The organism is Mycobacterium bourgelatii (genome assembly GCF_010723575.1).
GTDB classification, from domain to species: domain Bacteria; phylum Actinomycetota; class Actinomycetes; order Mycobacteriales; family Mycobacteriaceae; genus Mycobacterium; species Mycobacterium bourgelatii.
The window spans coordinates 2,482,317-2,493,170 of record NZ_BLKZ01000001.1; the positions used below are offsets into that span (position 1 = coordinate 2,482,317).

Sequence of the window (10,854 nt, forward strand, 5' to 3'; positions counted from 1 at the left end):
CTATTAGCGGACCTTCGAGTTCGCACCAGCGACTGCGGGAAAACCGGTCGCTTTTCCGTCCGCACTGAAGGAACATCGCCGCGTCGCGCGCGATCGCAACCTTCGCGTCGACACCAACCATTCGTCTTTGGCGTGATCCGAGCGTAGCTGGTTGGGTCCGGCCACGAGGAAAAATCGTGCGTACGTACAAAAATTTTGCTGAGTGTGTGCAAGTGCATAGACGCGGTGCCGCACCACGGTCAAGGCGCCGCCGGTACCGCCGTCGGTGTGATGGTCGCCACGGTCTGGCTTTCGCGCAGTTTATGGCCAAAAGGCGCTGGTGAGCGGCCAATGCGGCGGGGAGGGGAGCCAGGATCGGCGTGGCGTCGCCGCGCTGCGGGTCTTCGTTTGCCCGGCCAGTGGTAGTGGGGTTTCCGCACTCGTGGTGCTCGCTGCAGAGCAGCGACAATGGCCCGTTATTGCGGGGGAGCACTCATGGTCGACGGTCGGCGAGACGTTGCCGAACCGGGGGAGACAGCCCGTCGAGCGTATGCCATCCGCACCGGTCGCGTCCCCTTTTCGGCCGCCGGGCCCACGTTCGGCGGACCGTTGGCGAATGCCATGATCGTCAGCGCAAGTTCTGGTACGCACGTCGTCAAATTTCTTGTACGTACGCACCGATTTTTCCACGCGTGCATAGCAGAGCGGCTAGGCTCTGATGGCGCCAAGAATTAGTGATCGGCACCGATGGGGGTTGAGGGGATGTGTGTGCTGGTTGCGGGGGCCTTTTCCTGCGCGTAACGAATTTTGGCGATGTTTGGTGAAGCGCTGATACGAGCTCTGGCCCAGTGATAAGAACTTGAAGAAATACGTACGGAGAGAAGAAGGACCGTGGATAGAACGCGCGTAACTCCGGTTGCTGTCATTGGCATGGCGTGCCGGCTTCCCGGGGGAATCGACTCTCCCGACCAGCTGTGGGAGGCGTTGCTGCGCGGCGACGACCTGGTCACCGAGGTGCCACCGGACCGCTGGGACATCGACGAGTACTACGACCCCGAGCCGGGCGTGCCGGGACGCTCGCACTGCAAGTGGGGCGCGTTCCTGGACAACATCGGCGACTTCGACCCCGAATTTTTCGGCATCCCGGAAACGGAAGCCACCGCGCTGGATCCCCAGCACCGGTTGCTGCTGGAAACCTCGTGGGAGGCCATGGAACACGCAGGTCTGACGCCGGCCAAGCTGGCGGATTCGCTGACCGGTGTCTTCATCGGCTTGATGCACACCGACTACGCGTTCGTGCAGGCCGACACCCAAACCCTGGAGGGTCCGTACGGCAACACCGGAACCAACTCCTGCATGGCATCCGGGCGGGTCTCCTACGCGCTCGGACTCCGCGGTCCCGCGGTCACGGTCGACACGGCATGCTCGTCGAGTTTGTTTGCTACGCACCTGGCCTGCCGTAGCTTGAACGACGGCGAGAGCGACCTCGCCTTCGCCGGCGGCGTGTACGCGATGCTCGAGCCCCGGCGTTTCGCCTCCGGCTCGGCCAACGGCATGTTGACCCGCACCGGACGCTGCCACACGTTCGACGTGGAAGCCGACGGGTTCGTGGTCGGTGAGGGCGCCGCCGTGCTGCTGCTCAAGCGGTTGCCCGACGCCCAGCGCGACGGAGACCGGATTCTGGGCGTGATCGGCGGCACGGCCGCGAACCAGGACGGCCGCACGGTCAACATCGTCACGCCGTCACGCAGCGCACAGGTCGCGGCCTACCGCGCCGCGTTGGCCGCGGCGGGCGTGGACCCCAAGACCGTCGGCATGGTGGAGGCGCACGGCACCGGCACCCCGGTGGGCGACCCGATCGAGTACGCGGGCCTGGCCGAGGTGTACGGCACCGACGGCCCCTGCGCGCTGGGATCGGTGAAGACCAACTTCGGGCACACCCAGTCGACTGCCGGCGCATTGGGCCTGATGAAGGCGGTTCTCGCCGTGCAGCACGGGGTGGTTCCGCGGACCCTGCACTTCAACGAGATGCCCGCCGAAATGGCGGAGATCGAGACGAATCTCTTTGTGACACAAGAGGTCACGCCGTTTCCCGAGGTCGCTGACGACGGGGTTCGCCGGGCTGCGGTGTCGTCGTACGGCATGTCGGGTACCAATGTGCACGCCATCGTGGAGCAGGCGCCCGAAGCCCCCGAAGCGCCGGGTGACTCCTCGGCCGATGGGGGCGCCGGCCTAGACGGCAAATTGGTGTTCCCGGTGTCGGGCAGTTCGGAGGAGGCGCTGCGCCAGACCGCGGGGCGGCTCGCCGACTGGGTCGACGCGCAGGGTTCTGACTTTGTGCTCAAGGACTTGGCGTACACGCTGGCCCTTCGGCGCTCACACCGGCAGGTACGCACCGTCGTGTTGGCCAGCACGCCCGAAGAGTTGTCCGGGGCACTGCTGGAAATCGCCAATGGCGACGCTCCTTACCCGCTGGCGGTCGGTCAGGACGACAGGGGTCCGGTGTGGGTGTTCTCCGGGCAGGGTTCGCAATGGGCGCGCATGGGTGCCGACCTGCTGGCCAACGAGCCGGTGTTCGCCGCGACAGTCGCCGAGATCGAGCCGTTGATCGCCGCGGAGTCCGGGTTTTCGGTGACCGAGGCGATGACGGCGCCCGAGGTGGTCACCGGTATCGACCGGGTGCAGCCGACGCTGTTTGCCATCCAGGTCGCGTTGGCCGCGACGATGAAGGCTTACGGCGTGACGCCGGGCGCGGTGATCGGCCACTCGCTGGGTGAGTCCGCCGCGGCGGTGGTGGCCGGAGCGCTGTCGGTCGAAGACGGCGTGAAAGTGATCTGTCGGCGCTCCAAGCTGATGACCCGGATCTCTGGGGCCGGTGCCATGGCGTCGGTGGAACTGCCTGCGCAGCAAGTGCTTTCCGAACTCACCTCGCGCGGCATCAACGACGTCGTGGTCGCGGTGATGGCGTCGCCGCAGTCGACCGTGATCGGTGGAGCGACCCAGACGGTGCGTGACCTGGTGGCGATCTGGGAAGAGCGCGACATCATGGCGCGCGAGGTCGCCGTGGATGTGGCCTCGCACTCGCCGCAGGTGGAGCCGATCCTGGACGACCTGACCGAGGCGCTGGAAGACATCAGCCCGCTGGAACCGGAGGTCCCTTACTACTCGGCGACTTCGTTCGACCCGCGGGAAGAGCCGTACTGCGACGCCTACTACTGGGTGGACAACCTGCGCCACACGGTCCGGTTCGCCGCCGCGGTGCAGGCGGCCCTCGAGGATGGCTTCCGTGTCTTCACCGAGTTGAGCCCGCATCCGCTGCTGACCCACGCGGTCGACCAAACGGCCCGCAGCCTGGACTCGTCGGTGGCGGCGTTGGCCAGCATGCGCCGCGAACAGCCGCTGCCGGATGGGCTGCGCGGGCTGCTGGGTGACTTGTACGCGGCCGGCGCGGCGATCGACTTCTCGGTGCTGTACCCGACCGGCCGACTGGTCGACGCGACGCTGCCGGCATGGTCACACCGGCGCCTGCTGCTCAACGACACCACCGACCGCCTCGCGCACGGGAGCAGCGTCGCGGTCCACCCGTTGTTGGGGCCCCACGTGCGGCTGGCCGAGGAGCCGGAGCGGCATGTGTGGCAGGGCGAGGTGGGTACCGTGGCGCTGCCGTGGTTGGCCGACCACCAAATCCACGGTGCCGCAGCGCTTCCGGGCGCCGCCTACTGCGAAATGGCGTTGACAGCGGCCCGCACCGTGCTGGGCGAGGCGTCCGAGGTTCGCGACGTGCGCTTCGAGCAGCTGCTCTTGCTCGACGAGCAGACCTCCATCGGTGCTTCGGCGACGGTCGAGGCGTCCGGTCTGGTGACGTTCGCGGTGGAGACCGATGAGGAAGGGGCACGCTCGCGTCGCGCGTCCGCCGTCTTACAGGGGGTCTCCGAGGATGACGAGCCACCGGCGGCGCATGACATCGCCGCCCTGCTGGCCGCGCACCCCAACCCAGTGGAAGGTGACGAGCTTCGGCAGGCCTTCGACCTGCGAGGTATTCAGTACGGCCGTGCCTTCACCGGCCTAGGTACCACCCACGTCGCCGAGGAGGCGGGCACCAGCACGGTGCTGGCCGAGGTTGCGGTGCCGGGTTCGATCCGTGCCCAGCAGAGTTCTTACGGTGTGCACCCGGCGCTGCTGGACGCGTGCTTCCAGTCCGTCGCCGCGCACCCCAGTGTTCGCAACGCCGGCGGCGGCTTGTTGCTGCCGCTGGGTGTGGCCCGACTGCGGGCGTACGGACCGGCTCGTCATGCCCACTACTGCCTGACCACGGTGAAGGGGCCCAGTTCGGGGGCGGGTTCGGGCCTGGAAGCCGACCTGGACGTGCTGGACGAGCACGGCACGGTCGTGCTGGCCGTGCGCGGGCTGCGGATGGGGACCGGCGCGTCGCCGGAGGCCGAGCGCGACAGGATCCTGGGTGAGCGGTTGCTGAGCATCGAGTGGCTCCAGCGCGAACTACCCGAGCAAGGGCACACCGAGCCGGGAACGTGGCTGTTGATCAGCACCGGCGACGCCGCGGACCTGGTCGCGACCGAGTTGACCGATTCGTTGAAGGTGCACGACGCGCAGTGCACCACCCTGTCGTGGCCGTTCCAGGCCGACCATGAGGCCAACGCCGAGCGGTTGCGCGCGCAGCTGGAAAACGGTGGCTTTACTGGCGTGGTGGTGCTCACGGCACCGAAGACCGACAACGCCGAGTCAGCCGCGCGTGGCCGTGATTACGTCGGGCACCTGGTCCGTATCGCCCGCGAGCTCCCGGAGATCATGGGCCACGCACCGCGGCTGTATGTGGTTACCCGCAATGCGCAGCAGGTGCTGTCGGACGATGACGTCAACCTCGAGCAGGGCGGCCTGCGCGGCTTGCTGCGGGTGATCGGTGCCGAGCATCCGCATCTGAAGGTCACCCACATCGACGTCGACGAGCAGACCGGCGTCGAGCAGGTGGCCCGCCAGCTCCTGCTGTCCGAGTCCGGGGAAGACGAGACCGCGTGGCGTAATGACGAGTGGTACACCGCGAGGCTGAGCCCGGCGCCGTTGCGTCCCGAAGAGCGGCACAGCACCGTCGTCGATCTCGCGGAGGCCGGCATGCGCCTGCGCATCCGTACTCCCGGCGACCTGCAATCGCTGGAGTTCACCGCGTTCGACCGGGTGCCGCCCGGGCCGGGGGAGATCGAGGTGGCGGTCAGCGCGTCGAGCATCAACTTCGCCGACGTCTTGGTCACCTTCGGCCGGTACCACACCGCGGACGGCAAGCTGCCGGAGCTGGGCACCGACTTCGCCGGTGTGGTGACTGCGGTGGGGCCCGACGTGACCGACCTCAAGGTCGGCGACCACGTCGGCGGCCTGTCATCCCACGGCTGCTGGTCCACGTTCGTCACTTGTGACGCGCGGCTGGCCACCAAGCTGCCAGAGGGCCTTGGCGACGGCGACGCCGCGGCGGTGACCACCGCGACGGCGACCGCTTGGTACGGGCTCCAGGACCTGGCCCGGATCAAGGCCGGGGACAAGGTGCTGATCCACTCCGCCACCGGTGGGGTGGGGCAGGCGGCGATCGCGATCGCGCGCGCCGCGGGGGCCGAGATCTATGCCACCGCGGGGAGCGAGCAGCGCCGAGACTTGTTGCGGAGCATGGGCATCGAGCACGTCTACGACTCGCGCAGCGTGGAGTTCGCCGAGCAGATCCGCAACGACACCGACGGCTACGGCGTGGACATCGTGCTCAACTCGGTGTCCGGTGCCGGCCAGCGCGCCGGCATCCAGCTGCTGGCGGTCGGAGGCCGCTTCGTCGAGATCGGCAAGCGCGACGTCTACGCCAATACGCGCATGGAGCTCTTCCCGTTCCGACACAACCTCACGTTCCACTACCTCGACCTGGGGTTGATGGCGGCCAGTCAGCCGGCGGCCGTTTCCGAGCTGTTGGGCACGGTCTATCGACTGACCGCCGAGGGGCAGCTGCCGACTCCCGAGAGCACGCACTATCCGCTGGCCGAGGCGGCTACGGCGATTCGCGTGATGGGTGCGGCCGAGCACACCGGCAAGTTGATCCTGGACGTGCCGCACGCCGGGCGCAACAGTGTGGTGCTGCCGCCCGAGCAGGCCCCGGTCTTCCGTGGCGACGGGTCCTACATCATCACCGGTGGTCTGGGCGGTCTGGGTCTGTTCCTGGCCGAGAAGATGGCCTCTGGAAACGGCGGAGCGGGTGCGGGTCGTATCGTGCTCAGCTCGCGCTCGGAGCCCAGCCAAAAGGCGCAGGAAACCATCGAACTGATCCGTGCGATCGGCGCGGATGTGGTGGTGGAGCGTGGTGACATCGCCGAGCCGGGCACCGCGGAGCGTTTGGTGACGGCGGCGACCGCGACGGGTCTGCCGCTGCGTGGCGTGCTGCACGCGGCCGCGGTGGTCGAAGACGCGACGTTGGCCAACATCACCGAGGAACTCATCGAGCGGGACTGGGCGCCTAAGGTACACGGCGCCTGGTATCTGCACGAGGCGACCAAAGAGCACGAGTTGGACTGGTTCTGCCTGTTCTCCTCGGCGGCGGCGCTGGTGGGTTCGCCTGGTCAGGGTGCGTATGCGGCGGCCAACAGCTGGTTGGACGCGTTCACGTACTGGCGGCGCGCTCAGGGCCTGCCGGCGACGTCGGTCGCCTGGGGTGCCTGGGGCGAGATCGGCCGGGGTTCGGAGTTCGCGGAACAGACCGGGGACGCGATTGCGCCGGAGGAAGGTGCGTATGCGTTCGAGGCCCTGCTGCGGCACAACCGGGCATACACCGGCTACGCCCCCGTCATCGGCTCACCCATGCTGATGGCGTTCGCTCAACGCAGCCCGTTCGCGGAGAACTTCCAATCGATGGGCAAGAGTCGGGCCGGCGGTAGCAAGTTCCTCGCTGAGCTCAATGAGCTGCCCCAAGAGGAGTGGCCGGGCCGGCTTCGCCGCTTCTTGTCCGAGCAGGTCGGTCTGATTCTGCGCCGCACGATCGACGCGGACCGCATGCTGGCCGAGTACGGTCTGGACTCGCTGGGCAGCCAGGAGCTGCGGATTCACATCGAGGCTGAGACCGGGATCCGGGTGAGCACGGTGGAGATCTCCACGATCCGAGATTTAGCTGAGTCTCTTTACGACAAATTGACCTCAAAAGCCAACGCCGCACCTACCTCGTGAGGTAGGAATGCACATAAGCACCGTGCAGGGGTTGGAATCTAGGAGGGGCCGTGATCATAGGTGGGGGCTCAGCAGGTACCAGTATTGGTGTGGGAATAGTTCACGAGTGGGAGCCGGGTTCGGGTCCGGTGACGACGTGGGCGCCGACGCCTGGTTCGAAGGCAAAAGCGTTGAAAGCGCCGGCGGTGGATGCGCCGCCGAGTTCAATGCAGGCCGGGCACATTATTAACTTTGTTGATTTCCGCGAACGTGGTCTTGATTACTCGCGGTTGGTGATGGGTTCCTGGGAAATGCCGGGGAAGTGCGATATCCGCACGATGACCCACGTGATCAATGCTCACCTGCGTCGGCACGAGACGTACCGCAGCTGGTTTGAATACCAGGACCCCAAGCACATTATTCGTCACGAAATCCAGAATCCTCGTGACATTCAGTTCGTGCCCGTTCACCACGGTGAGTTGACCCAGCCGGAATGGCGGGACCTGGTTCTTGCCACCCCGAGTCCGCTGGAATGGGATTGCTTCCGCCTCGGTGTTATCCAGCACGAGAATCACTGCACGCTGTTCGCGATTGTTGACCACCTGCACTGCGACCCCGCGCTGATTACCGGCCTGTACGTCGAGATTCTGGCCAATTACCAGTCGCTGGTCGCCGGCAAACCGCCGGTGACGCTGGCCGCGACCGCCAGCCACGCCGAGTTCTGCAAGCGGGAAAAGGCCTACGCCGACTCCATGACCCTGGACTCCCCCGAGATCCGCAAATGGGTTGCGTTCGCCGAGGCCAACGGCGGAAACGGCCCCGAGTTCCCATTGCCGCTGGGTGACCAGACAATCCCCTGCGGCGGCGACATGATGGTCATCCCGCTGCTCAGCCCCGAGCAAACCGCGCGGTTCGAAGACGACTGCATCGCCTCAGGCGCCCGATTCAGCGGTGGCCTGTTCGCCTGCGCCGCCCTCGCGCACTACGAATTGACCGGCGAGGAAATCTACCGCGGGCTTACCCCCATCGATAAGCGGCGCACGCCCGAGGAATACATGACGATGGGTTGGTTCACCGGCGTCATTCCCTTCGAAGCAACCGTCGACCCCAACTCCTTCGTCGAAACCGCCCGCTCCATTCAGGCCTCATTCGACGAAAACATCGCCCTCGCGCAAGTGCCTTACGACCGCGTCCTGGAATTGGCGCCCTGGCTCAACAAGTACGGCCCCCCAATTCTTCATGATGAACTACATGGACGTCGGCCTGCCGCCACTTTCCGCAGTGGTCGCCACCGCACTCACCGGATCAAATGCAACCGCCTACAACGACGGCAGAAGCCCGGCATACCTCTACATGTCGGTAATCCGCCTCTTCGACGAAGTCTCGCTGCTGATCTCATTCCCGAACAACCCCATCGCCCGCGAATCCGTAACCCGCTACGGCGAAGTCATCAAATCCGTATTCACCCGCGCAGCCGCCGGCGAGTACACAGCACCAGCAGTCCACGCAACTCGATAAGAAAGTAAGTTCATTTAATTTTCCCGGGCAAACGGGCAGGAAACGGTCCGCGTGGAATAGGCTCGCGTGCCATGGAGCACATGATTCGCGGTTTGTCTTGAGATTGTGCCGTGATTTCTTCCGCAATGGCCTCTTGTGCGCTGTGGATCGTATTTGACGTGGGTTGTATAGGGCTCATGCCGGCGCGGATTTGTGCGGTCACCCGAACGTCACGTGATGAATTGAAGATGGCATAACGCCTGGTAGTTGGCACGTGTCTAGCTAGCCAACGGCAGGTCCCCGGGGCGGGGCTACCGACGGCCCGAACCGGCCTCGACGGCAGGGCCCGCGGCTCCACTAGTTTCTAGCTCCCCGCTTGCCCAAGGGTGGTTACCCCACCGGGCGGGCGTTGCGCGGGTAGCGGGGGCCTGAGCGCCCAGTCCCGGCCGTTTAGCGGCCGACCAAGATACTGACTCGGCCGCCCATGATCATACGATCGGCACTGTAACCGCCTGAATCACAAGATGCGCGTACGTCAACAAGCGGCATTCAGCGCTCGGTCAAGATCAATAAAACACCGACCGGGCCGTCGCTGCCTTTACGGCGCAGACAGCGCAATAGTGACTCGTATCACAATTCGCAAATCGGACAACACGAAGCCACTGCTGCGCCTTTGCCGAGGACCCCGGCTGACCCGAAATAAAAATTTCGGGTTCTACCGGGCGGCGTGGACTGCTGGTGCTGTGTACTCGCCGGCGGCTGCGCGGGTGAATACGGATTTGATGACTTCGCCGTAGCGGGTTACGGATTCGCGGGCGATGGGGTTGTTCGGGAATGAGATCAGCAGCGAGACTTCGTCGAAGAGGCGGATTACCGACATGTAGAGGTATGCCGGGCTTCTGCCGTCGTTGTAGGCGGTTGCATTTGATCCGGTGAGTGCGGTGGCGACCACTGCGGAAAGTGGCGGCAGGCCGACGTCCATGTAGTTCATCATGAAGAATTGGGGGCCGTACTTGTTGAGCCAGGGCGCCAATTCCAGGACGCGGTCGTAAGGCACTTGCGCGAGGGCGATGTTTTCGTCGAATGAGGCCTGAATGGAGCGGGCGGTTTCGACGAAGGAGTTGGGGTCGACGGTTGCTTCGAAGGGAATGACGCCGGTGAACCAACCCATCGTCATGTATTCCTCGGGCGTGCGCCGCTTATCGATGGGGGTAAGCCCGCGGTAGATTTCCTCGCCGGTCAATTCGTAGTGCGCGAGGGCGGCGCAGGCGAACAGGCCACCGCTGAATCGGGCGCCTGAGGCGATGCAGTCGTCTTCGAACCGCGCGGTTTGCTCGGGGCTGAGCAGCGGGATGACCATCATGTCGCCGCCGCAGGGGATTGTCTGGTCACCCAGCGGCAATGGGAACTCGGGGCCGTTTCCGCCGTTGGCCTCGGCGAACGCAACCCATTTGCGGATCTCGGGGGAGTCCAGGGTCATGGAGTCGGCGTAGGCCTTTTCCCGCTTGCAGAACTCGGCGTGGCTGGCGGTCGCGGCCAGCGTCACCGGCGGTTTGCCGGCGACCAGCGACTGGTAATTGGCCAGAATCTCGACGTACAGGCCGGTAATCAGCGCGGGGTCGCAGTGCAGGTGGTCAACAATCGCGAACAGCGTGCAGTGATTCTCGTGCTGGATAACACCGAGGCGGAAGCAATCCCATTCCAGCGGACTCGGGGTGGCAAGAACCAGGTCCCGCCATTCCGGCTGGGTCAACTCACCGTGGTGAACGGGCACGAACTGAATGTCACGAGGATTCTGGATTTCGTGACGAATAATGTGCTTGGGGTCCTGGTATTCAAACCAGCTGCGGTACGTCTCGTGCCGACGCAGGTGAGCATTGATCACGTGGGTCATCGTGCGGATATCGCACTTCCCCGGCATTTCCCAGGAACCCATCACCAACCGCGAGTAATCAAGACCACGTTCGCGGAAATCAACAAAGTTAATAATGTGTCCGGCCTGCATTGAACTCGGCGGCGCATCCACCGCCGGCGCTTTCAACGCTTTTGCCTTCGAACCAGGCGTCGGCGCCCACGTCGTCACCGGACCCGAACCCGGCTCCCACTCGTGAACTATTCCCACACCAATACTGGTACCTGCTGAGCCCCCACCTATGATCACGGCTTCTCCTCAATTCCGGCCGCTGCAGTGCAGTG

Annotated in this window: 3 protein-coding genes; 2 read left to right on the top strand and 1 reads right to left on the bottom strand. The window is 65.2% G+C overall.

All coding sequences use genetic code 11. From position 1 onward, the window contains the following. The first annotated feature begins 909 nt into the window (after nucleotides 1–909). The gene (gene pks2, locus G6N68_RS11110; RefSeq protein WP_371871690.1) at nucleotides 910–7,182 is read left to right on the top strand and encodes a sulfolipid-1 biosynthesis phthioceranic/hydroxyphthioceranic acid synthase; all 6,273 of its coding nucleotides are present in this window, start codon (nucleotides 910–912) and stop codon (nucleotides 7,180–7,182) included. A 128-nt stretch (nucleotides 7,183–7,310) separates the two neighbouring features. Further along, on the top strand, nucleotides 7,311–8,687 hold the full coding sequence (locus tag G6N68_RS11115) for a condensation domain-containing protein (RefSeq protein ID WP_240355435.1): 1,377 nt from the start codon (nucleotides 7,311–7,313) through the stop codon (nucleotides 8,685–8,687). 686 nt (nucleotides 8,688–9,373) lie between these two features. Here G6N68_RS11115 and G6N68_RS11120 read toward each other — a convergent pair. Next, nucleotides 9,374–10,780, bottom strand: coding sequence for a condensation domain-containing protein (locus tag G6N68_RS11120; RefSeq protein WP_240355436.1), 1,407 nt, complete (start codon nucleotides 10,778–10,780; stop codon nucleotides 9,374–9,376). Between the last annotated feature and the right edge of the window lie 74 nt (nucleotides 10,781–10,854).